This window comes from Thermogemmatispora onikobensis, assembly GCF_001748285.1.
GTDB lineage: Bacteria > Chloroflexota > Ktedonobacteria > Ktedonobacterales > Ktedonobacteraceae > Thermogemmatispora > Thermogemmatispora onikobensis.
Map to the genome: position 1 here is coordinate 1 of NZ_BDGT01000081.1, position 15,027 is coordinate 15,027.

At 64.9% G+C, this 15,027-nt stretch carries 15 protein-coding genes; 2 read left to right on the top strand and 13 right to left on the bottom strand.

Annotation, left to right across the window (positions count from 1 at the left end):
- Positions 1-186, top strand: a 186-nt coding sequence (locus tag BGC09_RS23050) for a hypothetical protein (protein ID WP_176728997.1), incomplete at its 5' end; no start/stop codon positions are given.
- A gap of 260 nt (positions 187-446) precedes the next feature.
- Here BGC09_RS23050 and BGC09_RS20975 read toward each other — a convergent pair.
- Complete coding sequence (locus BGC09_RS20975; protein WP_069806157.1) at positions 447-761, bottom strand: hypothetical protein; 315 nt, start codon at positions 759-761, stop codon at positions 447-449.
- Between the two features lie 271 nt (positions 762-1,032).
- Between BGC09_RS20975 and BGC09_RS20980 the strand changes: the two genes are divergently transcribed.
- Complete coding sequence (locus tag BGC09_RS20980; protein ID WP_069806158.1) at positions 1,033-2,286, top strand: helix-turn-helix domain-containing protein; 1,254 nt, start codon at positions 1,033-1,035, stop codon at positions 2,284-2,286.
- A 153-nt stretch (positions 2,287-2,439) separates the two neighbouring features.
- Here BGC09_RS20980 and BGC09_RS20985 read toward each other — a convergent pair whose 3' ends face one another.
- The 12 genes from BGC09_RS20985 to BGC09_RS21040 all read right to left on the bottom strand — a co-directional run.
- A complete protein-coding gene (locus BGC09_RS20985) occupies positions 2,440-3,648 on the bottom strand; it encodes an alanine racemase (protein ID WP_069806159.1) in 1,209 nt (402 codons plus the stop codon).
- A 4-nt stretch (positions 3,649-3,652) separates the two neighbouring features.
- Positions 3,653-4,771, bottom strand: a complete 1,119-nt coding sequence (locus BGC09_RS20990; protein ID WP_069806160.1) for an aminotransferase class V-fold PLP-dependent enzyme — start codon at positions 4,769-4,771, stop codon at positions 3,653-3,655.
- A 4-nt stretch (positions 4,772-4,775) separates the two neighbouring features.
- Positions 4,776-5,732: a phosphotriesterase family protein gene (locus BGC09_RS20995; protein ID WP_069806169.1), complete on the bottom strand. Its 957-nt coding sequence runs from the start codon at positions 5,730-5,732 to the stop codon at positions 4,776-4,778.
- A 120-nt stretch (positions 5,733-5,852) separates the two neighbouring features.
- Positions 5,853-7,244: a YhfT family protein gene (locus BGC09_RS21000; RefSeq protein WP_069806161.1), complete on the bottom strand. Its 1,392-nt coding sequence runs from the start codon at positions 7,242-7,244 to the stop codon at positions 5,853-5,855.
- Positions 7,245-7,447: 203 nt separating this feature from the next.
- Entirely contained in the window at positions 7,448-7,819 is a 372-nt protein-coding gene (locus tag BGC09_RS21005; RefSeq protein ID WP_069806162.1) for a DUF2620 family protein, read from the bottom strand.
- 175 nt (positions 7,820-7,994) lie between these two features.
- Entirely contained in the window at positions 7,995-8,381 is a 387-nt protein-coding gene (locus BGC09_RS21010; RefSeq protein ID WP_069806163.1) for a hypothetical protein, read from the bottom strand.
- A gap of 99 nt (positions 8,382-8,480) precedes the next feature.
- Positions 8,481-9,404 (bottom strand): GntR family transcriptional regulator YhfZ, encoded by a 924-nt coding sequence (yhfZ, locus tag BGC09_RS21015; RefSeq protein ID WP_069806164.1) that lies wholly within the window; start codon positions 9,402-9,404, stop codon positions 8,481-8,483.
- Between the two features lie 361 nt (positions 9,405-9,765).
- Positions 9,766-10,767 (bottom strand): fumarylacetoacetate hydrolase family protein, encoded by a 1,002-nt coding sequence (locus BGC09_RS21020; protein WP_069806165.1) that lies wholly within the window; start codon positions 10,765-10,767, stop codon positions 9,766-9,768.
- 103 nt (positions 10,768-10,870) lie between these two features.
- Positions 10,871-11,968 (bottom strand): branched-chain amino acid ABC transporter permease, encoded by a 1,098-nt coding sequence (locus BGC09_RS21025; protein WP_069806166.1) that lies wholly within the window; start codon positions 11,966-11,968, stop codon positions 10,871-10,873.
- Positions 11,965-12,834, bottom strand: coding sequence for a branched-chain amino acid ABC transporter permease (locus BGC09_RS21030; RefSeq protein WP_069806167.1), 870 nt, complete (start codon positions 12,832-12,834; stop codon positions 11,965-11,967). The genes BGC09_RS21025 and BGC09_RS21030 overlap by 4 nt, the downstream gene beginning before the upstream one ends.
- Positions 12,835-13,074: 240 nt before the next feature.
- Positions 13,075-14,289 (bottom strand): amino acid ABC transporter substrate-binding protein, encoded by a 1,215-nt coding sequence (locus BGC09_RS21035; RefSeq protein ID WP_069806168.1) that lies wholly within the window; start codon positions 14,287-14,289, stop codon positions 13,075-13,077.
- Between the two features lie 231 nt (positions 14,290-14,520).
- The coding region (locus BGC09_RS21040; RefSeq protein WP_176728998.1) for an ATP-binding cassette domain-containing protein at positions 14,521-15,027 on the bottom strand (507 nt) is incomplete at its 5' end.

Sequence of the window (15,027 nt, forward strand, 5' to 3'; positions counted from 1 at the left end):
TATTTCAGCGAACCAGAGATTCGCCAGCTTCGCTGGCTGCTGGGCCTCAGCGAAAGCGCCCTGCGCCGGTTGCAGCGCTGCCGCAGTCTCCAGCCGTTTCCCCTGGAGCTACGCATGGGCCAGCGCCTCATCCGCTATCTCGCCCGCACCCTACGCTATTACCCGCGGCGCGAGGGCCTCAACTGAGCGCCCTCCCCTGCCTGCGGTCAGACAACCAGGAGAGCCTACCAGCAAACAAGCAAGCTAGCTTGCCAGGAAGAAGAAGCGCAAGACCAGACAGAAAGGAGACCAGGCCCGTGCCAGACCAGACCCAGACGACCCCCACCAGAAGCCAGAGAAACAGACAACCGACCACAGGCCCAGCCGCCCGTCCAGCCTGGACCAGCCCAGCGGCCCAGGCTCGCAGAGGAAGCCGCAGCCAGCTCAGCCGTCCTCACCAGCACCAATCAGGCCCATCCCGGCGCCGTGGCACCGCCACCTTCCTCAGCAGCCAGCCGCCGATCAACCTCCTCCAGACGCACCTTGATCAGAGCCTGAGCCTGAGCTTCACCCAACAACTGGCCCAGCTCAGCCTGATAGGCCGTCACCGCGCACAGATGCGCCTCAACCAGGGCCCGGCGGCTGTAGTCACACGAGGCCCGCGCCAACCCTCGACGCGCCGCCTCATACTCCTCAGCCAGTTGCTGCAAGAGAGCGGCCACTCGCTCAGAACGCAGACTAGAGCCATCGCCGGAGGCACTCGACTGACACTCACTCACCATCTGCTCCTCTCCTTCGCCTTCTGGCACGCACACACCCCAGACCGGCGTCGCACAGCCCGGCGGACCAGAGGGCTGACAATTGAAGTTGAACCATAATTCATAATTTAGTGAGTGATCATATATCGATCACTCTCCACAATTATAAGTCAGGAACGGCGCACTAACAATACCCAGAACGTGTCACTGGAGAAATGAGCATCATAACTACCGTCTTTTCAATTGAAAAGATTACGGTTATACTGCTTACAGTGAAGGGAGGAGGTCCAGACAGATGATCACTGGCTCGTACTGGTGGTCTCGCTACGGCGACTTCCCGCCCGGCGACTACAACCAGCCGCATCACGGTGCGGTCATCGCCTGCTACCGCAAGCGACGTGGGTGGACGCAGCAAGACCTGGCCATTGCCGCCGGCGTCGAGTGGCGCACGGTGCGCGAATGGGAGGCGATAGCCATGCTCAACGATACCGCGCGTCGAATCTTCCTGGCCAAGCTCCTGCGCATCCCTCCGGCCCTGCTCGGCCTCGACTGGCGCCTGCTCGGCTACCAGGACGCCCACGGCACACCCACGGCCCAGGAGCCGCTCAGCGAGCTGGCTGCCGAAGACGCCTACTACCACTACGAGGACATCCTGGCCCTGGCCTGGCAGGCCCGCCGTCAGGGCACGCTCGCCAACTACCTCTATCGTCTGAATCGCTGTCTGAGCCGCCTGGAGCTGGCGGCAGAGCAGGCCCCAGCCCACGATCGCGAAGCCTGGCAGGCCCTGCTCTGCCGCTACTACCGCCTGGCCGCCGAGATCGAGCGCGACCAGGGGGCCAGCGATCCCGCCGCTCGTCAGCGCGTGCTCCACTATTACGACACGGCCCTACGCCTGGCCGGGGAGCTAGAGGACCCACAGCTGGCCGGCGCCACCCTGATGAGCCTGACCGAAGCGCAGCTAGAGTACGGCAACTTCATCGAGGCCAAGCGGGCCGCTGAGGGCGCGCTGCAGTACAGCGAGCGCGTTCAGCCGGTGCTCCGGGGCAACATCTACCTGGTGAGCGCCGCCGCCCACGCCCCCTTTGCCGCCGAGGAGGAGCCGCTGCGCAGCCAGTGCCGACGCTGGCAGGAACAGGCCGCCGCCCTGGCCTACCGCCGCCCTCCCGAAGACGACGGCTCGTTCCTGAAATTGAACCTGGCCGGCGTCCACCACGAGCGCGCCAAAACCTTGCTGACCTTCGGCCAACAGCAGGGCGACCGCCTGCTCCTGCAGCAGGCGCGCGAGGAGCTGGCCCTGGCCTGGCAAGCCCTGACACCAGACCTGGTGCTCTGGCAGCTCTATTTCTCTCTGACCGAGGCCCGCCTACACCTGGCGGCCAATGAACTGGAAGCCAGCGCCCACAGTGCCAAGGAAGCCCTGAAACTGGCGCTCTTCATGCAATCGCGTCAGGGCCGAGAACAGGTGCAACAGCTCTACGAGCGCCTACAGGAGCGCGATAGCAACAATCCCCATATCCTCCATTTGGGGGCCGAGCTGGGATTGTTCTAGCCGTCAGACCCTCTCTTCCCACCGGCCCCACCGGCCTTGGTGCTGTATGCGGTGCTCTCTGCACACACGGGCGCCCCGCTCTCTCCCTCCTCCCACCGCAACGAGGCGGTCGAGAGAGAGGCGGGGCGCCCGCTCCGCCAGTGGGCGCCCCGCTCATCCTCCACCACTTCCCGAAGGGTCAGCCAGCGAAGAGGCCGGCAGCCAGGACGGCGGCGTCAAGGACAGCAGGCGCCACGTCCCCTCTCCGTCCTGCTCGACCACGGCCCGGTAACTGCGCAAGACAAAGAGCTGGAAGCGGAAGGCCATCAATACCGTCGCTCCGGTCGGCAGATGGCGCCCGCGTGGCGGCTCTAACAAGCACTGATAATCGATGAACTGCGGCGGAGGAAAGCGCACCGCCACGGGCGCACGCTCCTCCAGCTCCTCTGGACTCTCACCGACCAGGGCCTGGCGGGCATGAGCGCGGGCGTAGAGTCCACCGCCGTAGGCCAGGGCCTGCCCCCCGGGGAGCTGGGCCGAGACCTCGCTGACGTAGACCACTGCAGGCTCCTCCTCGCTGCTACCGAGACTCTGCTCGGGCGTCGTGCCGGTCAGGGCATGGCCCGGCTCCCCGTGGCTGGCCCCATATTGCGCCAGCAGCGGCAGCACGCTCAGCGAGGTATTGCCCGGCGCATTGATTTGCTCAATAGCGAAGCCAGCGGCCCGCAGCCGCTCCGCCGAGGCCACCAGGGCCTCCAGATTCGCCGTCGGGCGATAGCAGGCCGCCTCTTCATCCCAGGTAAAACAGGGATAGCTGGTGACGCCACACAGATGCAGGCCGGGCAGGCCCGCAACCGCCTGTGCCGCCGCCAGCACCTCCTCCGGCGCGAAACCGCCCTCCTGACCGGGAAAGAAGTCGCCGCCGTTGATACGCAAGAGCACCGGCTGCACCCGCCCTAAAGCCAGCGCTGCCCTGTTCACTGCCGCCGCCGCCTCCAGATCGAGGAGCGTCCAGACTTCGGGCCGCGCCTGAGCCATCAGGGTCGGCACCAGGCGTTGGGGCACCGGCACCAGATGGCCCACATGCTGCACCCTCGCCCCCTGAGCCAGCAGCGCCTCGGCCCCCATCCAGTCGACCGCCACCGCCCCCGGAATAGAGGGCTGGATCACCGCCACCAACCGGGTATCATAGGCAAACTGCTTGGCCATGTAGTAGAGACCCAGCCCCAGCGCCGCCGCCCGCGCCGCCAGGCGCTCCGCATTGCGCCGCACCGCGCCGCGGTCGAAGACAAAGGTATTGGGCGGAATCACGCCGCTGCGATGCAGCAGGGCCGCAAAGCGCAGCAGCCCGGGATTGCGCCGGCGCACAGCGTCGAGAAACATACGGTCATACCTCGCTCAGTGCCTCTTCCAGAATGGCGAGCACGGTCTCGGGACCGGCCCGCATGGGATTGATGCGCAGCCAGTGCTGCGCTTCCTCAGCCCCCAGGCTGGCGCTCATCGTGCCCGAGACGCGGTAAAAGAGGGGCACCAGCTCATAGCGGGCCATCGCCCCAACTGGGAAGGGCGCCGCCCCACAGGCCGCGGCCCGCGCCACCACCCGCTCCGCCAGAGGCCGGCGCAGGCGCACGAGCACCACCGGCGACTGCAGGCTGGCCACATGCGCCTCCACAACGTGACGGGCACAGGCCGGCGGCGGCGCAGTGCGCAGGCGCTCCACCACAGCCTCGGCGCTCTCCTGGGTCAGAGCATTGGCTACGAAGGCCAGGGCTAGCCCCATCACGACCTCCTGAGCCTGAAAACCCTGCACGCGGCTGCCGCCCGAATACATATCGGCCCGAATCGCCCGCGCGAGCTGCTGCCGACCGAGCACGACCCCGATCCCCTCCGGCCCGAGCAGCTTGTAGGCCGAGAAGGCACTGACGTCCGCTCCCAGCTCGACGCCGATGCGCGGCGTGTTGGCAACGGCATAGTTGTCGTCGGCCACAATCGGCAGCTCCGGCCTGACGGCCCGCACCTCGGCAATCACCTGCGCCAGGTCGTAGTGATCATCTGGTCGCTGGCGCGCGTGCTGGAGATAGACGGCCTGCAGCGTCTCGCTGCTGAGGACCTGGCGCAGGCGTCCCAGATCGTGCAGGTCGACGGGCACGGGCACGTAGCCAGCGGCGCGGAAGGTGACCGCCGTGGAGGCGTAGAGTGGAGCTTCGTGCACGAGCAGACGACTGAGCGGCGGCAAGAGGGCAAAGAGGGCGGCACGAATGGCTCCCGTGCCGGCCCCGGTCACCAGTACAGCCTCTTCGCTGCCGAAGAAGGCCGCCAGCACTCGCTCGACGCGACGTGTGAAGCGGCTTCCCTCACCGTCGGCACCGACTCCCAGCTCGCCCCGCGTCAGCCACTCCTGGCCAGGGAAGTGATGACGTAGCGTCTCAATCAGGCGAAACTGCAGGCGCCGCGCCTCCTCCAGCGTCAAGGGCGGCAGGCGCGCCCCCACATGCACTATACTCATAGGCTCACGCCTCCCTCCTTCCCAGGGCGGCGGCCAGAAAGCGCCGCGGATTCCTCACGACCAGCCCCTCGACGGTGGCCGCCGGCAGACCTGCCGCCCGCAAGCGCGGCAGAAAGTCGCGCACGAGATAGGCATAGCCCTGCCCACCGAGGCGCTGTAGATAGCTGTTGCGCGAGATATCGCAGGAGAGCAGCAGGCGCTCCGCCAGCCCGGCCTGGCAGAGGGCCACAATCCAGGCCAGGCGCCGCTCATCGGGAGCATAGCGCTCCTTGCCCACTGTATCGAAGCCCACGTAGGCCCCCTGGCGCGCCACAGCGAGCACGTCCTCCAGCGAGGGCGCCAGATCCAGGTGACCAATCAGGATGCGCTCCGGCGCCAGTCCTTCCTCACAGAGGATCTGGAGCTGACGCAGTCCTCCCTGGCCCAGATGAGCATGCGTCGCTACGACGACCGCCTCGTGCCTGGCGACCCGGGCCACGGCGCGCAGAACCTTCTCTTCGTCAGGATGCAGCTCCAGGCCCGAGCCACCGATCTCGCCCAGCACCAGCGGGCGCACCCCAGTGCCATCCAGGCCGGTCCGCAGCTCTTCCTCCAGCAGGGCCGCAATCTCGTCCACACTCAGGTGCGCCAGCTCCGGCGGGTGAAAGCGCTGATGATAGAAACCGGTGCTTGGAATGATCTGCACACCGCTGGCGAGCTGCAGCTGGCGCAGGCGCCCGACGTCGCGCCCCATGCCACGACAGGTCTGCTCGATCAGCGCGGCCACCCCAAGCTGCTTCAGCTCGCTCAGCTCCTCGGCGATCAAATCCAGACGGTCCAGCCTGCCCGCCGGGTCCTCGGGCGTGGTCAGGTCGAGCCAGAGATGCTCATGGGCATAGATGAGGCCATCAGCCAGCGGCTGCACACCGGCAGCCGTCGGCACCAGCAGCCGCTCAGGCGCTTCCTCAGAGACACTGGCCACAGACAATGACAGCTCCTTTCCAGCGATGATCAGAGTCCAGCGCCCAGGCCCCGGCCAGGCGAAACGGCAGCCAGCCAGGCCAGAGACCTGGGCGCACAGGCCGATGTGATCCGTCCGATCTTACTTGATCGGAATCGGCGTAAAGAGATGGGCGTAGGCCAGCAGGTTCAGAGCCACGCCGGCGATGATGACACCGACCGGGCCAGCTGCCATACGCACCACCGGGCGCCCAAGAACCTCGTTGAGAGCATAGAGGCCGCCTACAATAGCAATCCCCAGGCCGCTGGCCATCGCATTGCCCGCCGCCAGCGAACCGAAGAGAATGGCCACCTCCAGCGTCAGGTTGATGGCGTTGCGAATGTTATCAGAAGCATCGCGGATCGTATGCAGGGCCGCAATGCCTTTGGCGATATAGCTCAAGATAAAGACCTCGATGCCGAAGAGCAAAGCGCCGGCAATGGCCGCCAGGATCGGATTGGGCAGCAGATAGGCCACCGGGTAGATCAGGGTGAAGCCCACGATCTGGAAGGCCCCCGAGGCCACCGCCGTCGTCACAATCAGAGGAATGAAACCAAGGGCGCGATAAAAGTCGATCTGGGCCGCATTGGCAAACTGGCCTTTGGCGATAATGTAGCTGGTCGCCTCGCCACCAGCGAACATGTGGGTATTCACCAGCACCCCGAGCAGGAGACCCATGATCATAAAATAGGGGGCGTGGCGACGCAGGCGCGCCGCGTTGGCCGCAAAGATCGAGGAGGTCTCATCATCGGCATCGGCAGCGCCTGCCACCGCGTTGGCCGCAGCCGGCGGATCATCTTCCTCAGCCGACTCGCTCCCCGCGTCCGCCGGAGCCACCTGGACCGCCTGGGCCTTCTGTCGCTCGCTGCGCGCGCGCGTTAGCTCCTCAGCGACGGCAAAGGCCACCAGCAGAATGACGCCGATTGCCATCGTGGTCGCCCCAGGGAAGACCGAGGGCAGCCACTTCATGGTGAATAGCATGACAAAAATGCTTACCACAAAGGTGATGATCCCCCGCAGGCGCCCGAATTGCATCGTCACAGCGACCGCCGGGAAAAAGGAGAAGAGATAGAGGATAGGCGTCGACATCTGCTGCATGGCCGTCAGGAAGTTGACCGGCAGACTGTTGGCAGCGGTGGTAGCGGCGCTGAGGCCAAAGACCACGACCGCCCCCCAGGCCGCGCCCAGAATGGGGGCGATCCACTTGCGCGGCGAGAGGATGCCAAGGATGTCCGACGGCAGAAAGAGGACCCAGGGGTTGAGCACGCCAGAGGAGAAGGCCACGGGCACGCCGAGGCCAAAGATAAAGCCCGCCGAGAGACCAAAGGCGATGGCCGTCATCTGCGGGCGCGCCAGCTCGCCACGATAAAAGTCGAGCAGGAAGGGCCGGACACCGTCGTTGAAGACGGCCAGGGCCATCTGCGAGAGGAGGGCGGCAAAGGCCGTTGCCAGAATGGTGAAGATAATGACCAGGGGCGTCAGATGCAGACTCATAGCGGTCCTTTCCTTTCACGACGTCCATTTGCCCACGCCTTACACCCGGTGCCAGCACCGGGCAGAGCAGGCGCGAGATGGCGCGGCGTCGTTTTCTATGCATGCTGTGCTTCGGGGAGCAAGCTGCTGCCGCTGGCGCTTGGCTTGCTGCGTTCGCTTGGCTGATGAGAGGCTGGCCGAGAGCGAGGTCGGGCCCCGATGAGCTACGAGCGTGGAGGCTGGTAACTCTGGATGGCCTCGACCAGCACGGGGACAACGGCATTGATCTGGTCAACGGAGACGCCAAAGGCGCGAATACCTGCCGCGAGCAGCTTTTGCACTTCCTCGACGCTGACCCGCGCCTGCCTCCCAAAGGTGTGGCAGCGCTGTCGCCCAAGGAAGGCCATCAGGGCACCCAGCGAGCCACCAGCCCCGGTGTGGCAGGTGCCGATGTAGTAGGCGTCGCTGCGGCGCTTGAGGAGCTGCCCGGCTTCCAGATCGTTACTGACGACAACGTTGAGGGTGGGATCACGGCGTTGTTCGAGCAGGCGCTTGAGATCGGCCTTGCCAACGCCGCCGATGTAGATGGTTGCCATTGTTGGCGCACCTCCTGCCTCTCTGATGGCAAGCCTGACCGGCAGGCCCGTGCCAGGCTTTACTGTCGTCCGGTCATGTCGTTGATCGACTGAGTTACTTGCCAATGATGAACTGCGCTCCTCACCTCCCTTGGTGGCCTCTTCTGCCAGCAGCGGCCTGGCCTGCCGCTCTGGTTTATGGCTCCTGATCGCGGAGCACCAAAGCCCCGAGATGGAGCAGGAGAAAATCTTCCTCCTCGGCTGGCAGACGCAGGCCAAGCTGCTGGAGAGCCTGGGCGCGAATCTGCCCGGCCCAGTCTTGCAGGTGGGGCAAGACCGCGAGAGCGCTGGCCTCCTCGTGCACGAGCGGACTCCAGGCCGAGCCAAGATCTTCGCCGCGTCGCACCCGCTCCAGGGCCAGTAGCAGGTGACTGGCCAGCGGCCCCATGTGCTCTTCGTCGCCGGGGCACTGCGCTTCTTGCTCTAGCCAGCCCAGGATCTGGCGCACAAAGGCGACGATCGCCGGAGCGGCCAGGCCCTCCCGCTCAAAGATGGCCAGGCGCTGCTCAAGATCTTGCTCCATCTCCTGCTCCTTCTTCGATCAAACCACTGGATAGGGCCGCTGCGGCTCCCTTCCCTCCAACGCCGGCGGCCTGTCAGCCTGTCATAGTGTTATAGCCACTCAGTAGCGGGGCAAGCGCCGCTGATCGATCACTTCCTGCTGGGCAGTGGTGATCTCCTCGGGCACGAAGATGCTGGCGAGCACCTGGTAGACGGGGGCCTCGCGCAGGGCCACAATGGCGGCCTGCGTGGCCAGGGTGCGCAGGCGTGCCGCGCCCTGCAGCGGCAGGAGCTGCAGAGCGGAGGGCAGGCTCCCTACGCCCTCGCGGTTCCAGATGATGGCATCAAACTGCCCTTCGCGTAGCAAATCGAGGACCTGCAGGCGCGTGGCCGGCACGCTCTCCCAGTCCTGGCGCTCGCGGAACTCCTCGGCAGTGAGCAGGATCTCATCGAGGGAGGTCTGATCTACGCCGACGCGGCGGATCTGCTCGCGCGGCAGACGGCTGATGAGGATGTGCTCACTGACATAGGAACCAGGGGGCAAGCTGGCGACGATGGCTAGCTCGGGATAGCGCCCCACCAGGTGCTCGGCGGCCAGCAGCGACATGACGGCGTAGTGGTAGTGCCCCTGGCGCACCATCTCAGCCCGCGAGAGTGAGCCGCGCTGATAGGTCATGTTGAACGGCAGACCCGAGACCTCCAGTCGGTCGTAGAGGGCCGTGGCCAGCCCTTCGTAGCGCAGCGTGTAGGGCAAGGGCATCGAGCCAATGATCCATTCGTTGCCAGCATAGCGCCAGAGCAGCGGGTAGTTGACCTGCTCCAGGACGGAACCTTGGGCGCCATGCGCAGCTACTACAATGGCCCCCGCTCGCGTCAGATAGCTGAAGGCTTCCTGAACGGTCCCATTCCCCGAGCGTAGCCGGCGCGCGACGTCGACCATGCGCGGCAGCCGCTCGCCCTGACGATAGCCCAACAGCAGACGCGCTAAGCCAATGGTCACTTTGCCTGTCTGGGAGAGAAAGTCTTCGGTGTCTGGCAGGGCCATAGCGCTGGCGCTCTCTTTTGCTCTGCTCACCTTGCTCGCTCAATATCCAGAATACTGGATAGAGTATAACCGGACGGGGCCCATCCTGTCAAGCTGACGCTCGCCAGCCAGTCAGCCAGCAGGAACGCAGCCCAACGGCTGAGCTGAGGGCATCGAGGGACAGGGGGTGTTTGGGAGAGCCAGGGAAAGAGAAGGGGAAGGCCGTGGAAGGGGACGGCTCGCAGGCAGCGCGGTAGGGACGGAACGCAGAGGTAGGGGCAGAAGTACAGCCGTCCGCCCGCGACCTTCCCGTCTGCTTTGGGAGAGCACAGGCGCCCTGTGCGTGTTGGTTCGGTTGAATCTGCTCAGGCCAGGCCCTTAGCTAGGGCGCGGTGGAGGAGCGGCGCGGCTCCGGTAGCCAGCCGGGCGGCTCGGGTTGGCCGATGCGATTGCGCAGCACGCCCAGGCCGCTGATCTCCAGCTCGACCACGGCTCCTGGTTGCAGGGAGCGCCCATGCTCGGCGCCGCTGCCTGTTCCGACGGTGCCCGAGCCGAGCAGTTCGCCGGGCCAGAGTGTCTCACCGCAGGCGGCGTAAGCTACCAGCTCCTCAATCTTCCAGGTCAGGCTTGCCGTCGAGCCGCGCGACCACTCCTCTCCATTGACGCGCGCCACCATCGTCAGGTTATTCAGATCAAGTTCATCGCAGGTCGCAATCCAGGGGCCGAGCGCCGTCGCGAAGTCCTTGCCCTTGGCCGGACCAAAGCCGCTGCTCATCTCCGGTCCCTGGACATCGCGCGCGCTGAAGTCGTTGAGGATGGTCACACCAAAGAGCAGGTCCAGGGCCTCCTCGGGCGAGATATTGCGTCCCTGCCTGCCGATGATCAGGCCGATCTCTAACTCGTAGTCCAGCCGGCGGGTATAGTGCGGCCAGGGCACCTCGGCCTCGGGGGCGACGATGCTCAGGGGATTGATCTTAAAGTAGGGTGGCCGCTGATAAAACTCTGGGAATACGCTGCCGCCCTGGCGAGCAGCCATATTGCGTACGTGCTGCTCAAAGGCCGTAAAATCGCGGATGGTCGGCGGATCAAGAGGGGCAAGCCAGCGCACGCTCGCCAGCGGGTGCACGGCCTCCTCTGCTGGGGCGGCGCTCGCCTCAGCAGCCGCCTCGCGAAAAGCCTCGCCCAGGGCGATGGCAGCGCTCATACTGGCCGGAAAGAGGGCCGTGGCCAGGCGGCGCGCCGCCTCGCGCGTGGCTCCTCGTCTTTCGAGCCGCAGGCGCCAGGCCGTGGCCAGATCGATGACACGCTGGGCCTCCGGCTGTACGACGACCAGACGCGCCTCTTCTCCATCAATACCCGTGACAGCAATACGAGCAAATTTCACAGCGACCTCTCTCTTCCTATGTATATGCTTGTTTGCCTGCTTTATTGGTTGCTTGATGCTTCGCATCGCTCGCGTGCATTCGAGTGCACTGCATCGAGCAGGCTTAGCCGTCGCCCAGCGTGGGGCCTCCGCTGACGGCCTCCTCGGCGGTCAGGGTGGTCGCCGTCGCTGTCGCTGTCGTCGGCTCACTGTGAGCGAAGCGGCTCACGAGGGCCTCGCCCAGACGGCGCCCCACGTTGAGCACCAATGGCCAGAGGCCCTCGGGTGCCAGGCGAATAATCAGGATCAGCAGCAGGCCGGTCAACAGGCTGCTGAGGGCCTGCGAATTCTGCAGCACCTGCTGCAAGGTAAAGAAGACCACCGCCCCCAGCAGCGGCCCGGTCGAGGTGGCAATGCCGCCGATGATCGTAATAATGATCATCGTAATCACCCAGTTCATGCTGAAGGCCGAGTCCGGCTCTATCTCCAGCTTATTGAGGGCGATCAGTCCGCCGGCCAGCCCGACAAAGAAGGCACTGATGGCAAAGGTCACCAGCTTCACCGGGAAGCTATTGACTCCCAGCTCGGCGGCGGCCTCCTGATCGTCGCGGATGGCCATCAGGCGCAGGCCGAAGGGACTGCGCACCAGCAGCACGATGGTCAGGGTGGTCGCGACCAGCAAGCCGAGGGCCAGATAGTAGAGCGCGGAATAATCCAGGGTGGCGGCGGGCGGCAGATTGAGGCCGCTGGTGGCGCCAGTGAAGGACCAGTTGAGCATCCAGGTCAGGGCCGCCATTGCCAGGCCGAGAGAGCCGATCGAGAAATAGGCCTCGCGTAGGCGCATCAGCAAGAGGGCCGCCAGCGTCGCCAGGGCCGCCGCCAGCAGGCCGCTCAGCAGGAGATCCAGCAGCAGCGGCAGCCCGCTATGCAGTAGCAGCACGGCAATGGTATAGGAGCCAGCCCCCACGAAAAGCGAGTGGCCCAGCGAGAACTGGCCGCCATAGCCGCCCAGCAGGTTCCAGGACTGGGCCATCGTCATATAGTTGAAGAGCGTAAAGGCCAGCACCAGATCGAAAGCACTCAAGTAGAGTGGCCCCAGCGCCGCCAGGAGGACCAGCAACCCCAGTACACCCCAGCCGAGCCAGGGAGCCAGGCGGCCCAGGGAACGCCACCAGGCCGCAGCCGGGGCGGGTCGAGCAGCGGAGACGGGAGAGGTCTTCATTTTGCTACCCCCACGCGCTGGCCAAAGAAGCCCTCGGGCCGCACGATCAAGACAATCACCAGAAAGGCGAAGACGATCAGATCACGGAACTGCGGCCCGACAATGCTGGCCGCCACCTCTTCCAGCACACCAATAAGCAGGCCGCCGAGGAGTGTGCCCCAGAGCGACCCCATGCCGCCCAGCACAATCACCGTAAAGCTGCGCAGCAGCCAGCTAGAGCCGGACGTCGGACCGAAGCCGAAGGAGAGGCCAATCAACGTGCCGCCCACGGCAGAAATGGCCGCCGCCAGACCGAAAGTGATCCCGTAGACCAGCGGCACATTGATCCCAATCGAGGCCGCCGCCCCTGGATCTTCCGCCGCGGCCCGGATAGCCTTCCCCAGCGGCAGATAGGTCATCAGCAGATGGGTTCCCACCACCAGCAGCAGAGCCGCCGCCAGGGCGATCACATAGATGGTACGGACGGTATCGCCAAAGATGGTAACGCCCGTCAGGGTATACGAGGCGCTCAACGAGAGCGTGTTATTGCCGTAGATCAACCCAAACAGCGTCTCAGCTACCAGCAGTAGACCGAAGGTCGCCACCAGCAGCGTCTCCTGCCCGCGCGGGATGAGCGGATTGAGCAAGAGGCGCTGCACCAGGTAGCCAATGACGAACATAATGGGGGCCACCAACAGCAGACAGAGCAGCGGATCAAGATGAGTGAGGCTGGCGAGCGTATAGGTCAGGTAGGCGGAGCCGATCAGAACCTCGCCCTGGGCCAGATTGACCGTGTTCATGACGCCGAAGACCAGCGTCAGCCCGAGGGCGATGGTCACGTAGAGGCCGCCAAGAAAAAAGCCATCGATCAGATGGTAGAGCACCATACAGGTCCCTCTCCTTCTCCTTCCTTCCTTCCTTCCTTCTCGCTCCAAACAGCGGCAGCGGCACGGCCAGCGCGGCGGCAGACGGGACCAGGCTCGATCGCTCTTGATCAAGCCCGGCCCCGCTGACATTCAGGCAACCAAATGGTAAGGCAACAGAGCACTGTGGGCGCATCTGCTCAAGTTCGCTCGCCGTTCTCGCGCGTTCGTCCGCCGGTCGCTCGTCTGGTCGGTCGGGCCTGCTCAGGCCAGGCCCTTGGCGGGCGCCTCCAGGCTCACACCGGAGACCGGTGGATAGACCTGGACCGTCTCGCCGTTCTGCCATTGGAGCATAATGGCCTGAACGGGATCAGCGTGATTGCTGCCAAAGTGAATCGGGCCAACAGGATAGGTCTTGTTTGTCTGGCCAATAGCCCGATTAATGGCCTCGGGATCGGTCGAGCCGGCGCGCTTGATGGCATCGAAGAGGACCTGGGTGATCGAGTAGCCCATGATGTAGCCGGCTTGCTCAATGGTGGCCTTGATACCAGCCTTTTGCGCCCGCGCCGCCAGCTCCTGGCTGCCAGGATAGTTAAAGGAACGAGACCAGAAGTTGGCAATGAGAGCGCCCTCGCCGACGTTCCCCAGCGCCTGCATCCAGGTGGTAGTCGAAGAGCCTTTCTCGCTCTCGGCAATCGTCGGATGGTAGCCCAGGGCCTTCATCTGCTTCCAGAGGGCCATAGCATCGGGCGGCGTCATCTGAGTAATCAGCACCTCGGCATTGGCGGCCTTGGCGGCGGCAATCTGACTAGAGAAGTTGGTAGTGCCCACGGGGAAGATCGCCCGATAGGCAATGGTATAGCCAAACTGCGGCGCCTCTTCGGTCCAGAGCTTGCCCATCGTCACCCCATCCTCCTCGTTATCGGTGAAGAGAGCCACGCGCTTGTTCGTCTTGACCATATTGGCCACCTGGAAGCTCATGCTGGTCTGCTGCTTCTCATCGAAGAAGACATCCCAGGCATATTGCCAGCCCGAAGGGCGCGCCGAGAGCCAGGCCTCGATGGGGGCCGTGGTCGAGATCAGGGGGCGCTTCACGCGCTCGGCCACCTGCGAGACTGGGATGACCAGCGGCGGTGTGAACGGCCCCAGCAGAGCCACGGCGTTATTCTGCAAATAGAGGGTTGTCGCCTGGTTGCTGGCGGTATTGGGATCGGAGGTGTTGTCGAGAATCACCAGGTTGATATGATACTTCTGCCCGTTGACCTCCAGTCCTCCAGCGGCATTGATGTCGTCAACGGCGGCCTGATAGCCGGCCTTTAGTAGGACGCCGACAGCAGCCAGCGCTCCCGTTAAGGGCAGCGTCGCCCCAATGACAATCGTCTGGTTGCTGGAGCCACCCGTGCCACCACAGGCGACCATGCTCAGGGCCAGCATGGCCATGAGAAATAAGGACCGCGCTGCCTTACAGACTGTGCTCATGTACTTCTCCTCCTCTGCAGTGTCTGTCTCTCGACCGGAGACGTTCGCCGCTGAACGCTGGCGACCTTCTTTGCTCGCGTGGGCGCTCGTTCGCTTGTTCGCCTGTTGCCGATGCTACTCGTTCACTTGCTTGCTTGTTTGTTTGTTTGCTTGCTTGCTTTCCTCCCTTCCTCTACCGGTACTGGTGAGCCACAGCGGGCGCGACAGAGCTGCGATGGCCCGCGATCTGGCTCAGGTGCCCGAGACAGGATGTTGCTCGTGCTCGCTGACTGCTGGCGAGCCAGCAGGGCTGGCAGTGGCCGCCGCGACGCCCAGGTAGGCTTGCTGCAGCGCCGGGTGGGCGCGCACCTGGTCCGGCGTACCGCAGAAGACGACGCGCCCTCGCTCCAGGACGTAGACCCGGTCGGCCACTGCCAGCGAGCGCTGGACATGCTGCTCGATGAGGACGACGCTGATTCCCCAGGCCAGGATTTGCGGCAGGGCCGCGAAGAGCTGGTCAACGACCGCCGGAGCCAGGCCCAGCGACAGCTCATCAAGCAGGAGGAGACGCGGCTCCGCCATCAGTGCCCGCCCAATGGCCACCATCTGCTGCTGGCCACCCGAGAGACGGCCCGCCTGGCTGCCGGCGCGCTCGCGCAGCACCGGGAAGAGGTCGTAGACTCGCTCCAGGCGCCGGGCAAAGGAGGTAGTCGCGCCGCGGGTGGCGTAGACGGCACCCAGCTCCAGGTTCTCCTGGAT

What these genes read in the sequence shown, in the direction of transcription:
- BGC09_RS21035 (WP_069806168.1), bottom strand. Translation starts at nt 14,289, where the DNA reads ATGAGCACAGTCTGTAAGGCAGCGCGGTCCTTATTTCTCATGGCCATG.
- BGC09_RS20985 (WP_069806159.1), bottom strand. Translation starts at nt 3,648, where the DNA reads ATGTTTCTCGACGCTGTGCGCCGGCGCAATCCCGGGCTGCTGCGCTTT.
- BGC09_RS21005 (WP_069806162.1), bottom strand. Translation starts at nt 7,819, where the DNA reads ATGGCAACCATCTACATCGGCGGCGTTGGCAAGGCCGATCTCAAGCGC.
- BGC09_RS21025 (WP_069806166.1), bottom strand. Translation starts at nt 11,968, where the DNA reads ATGAAGACCTCTCCCGTCTCCGCTGCTCGACCCGCCCCGGCTGCGGCC.
- BGC09_RS21000 (WP_069806161.1), bottom strand. Translation starts at nt 7,244, where the DNA reads ATGAGTCTGCATCTGACGCCCCTGGTCATTATCTTCACCATTCTGGCA.
- BGC09_RS20975 (WP_069806157.1), bottom strand. Translation starts at nt 761, where the DNA reads ATGGTGAGTGAGTGTCAGTCGAGTGCCTCCGGCGATGGCTCTAGTCTG.
- yhfZ (WP_069806164.1), bottom strand. Translation starts at nt 9,404, where the DNA reads ATGGCCCTGCCAGACACCGAAGACTTTCTCTCCCAGACAGGCAAAGTG.
- BGC09_RS20980 (WP_069806158.1), top strand. Translation starts at nt 1,033, where the DNA reads ATGATCACTGGCTCGTACTGGTGGTCTCGCTACGGCGACTTCCCGCCC.
- BGC09_RS21030 (WP_069806167.1), bottom strand. Translation starts at nt 12,834, where the DNA reads ATGGTGCTCTACCATCTGATCGATGGCTTTTTTCTTGGCGGCCTCTAC.
- BGC09_RS21010 (WP_069806163.1), bottom strand. Translation starts at nt 8,381, where the DNA reads ATGGAGCAAGATCTTGAGCAGCGCCTGGCCATCTTTGAGCGGGAGGGC.
- BGC09_RS20990 (WP_069806160.1), bottom strand. Translation starts at nt 4,771, where the DNA reads ATGAGTATAGTGCATGTGGGGGCGCGCCTGCCGCCCTTGACGCTGGAG.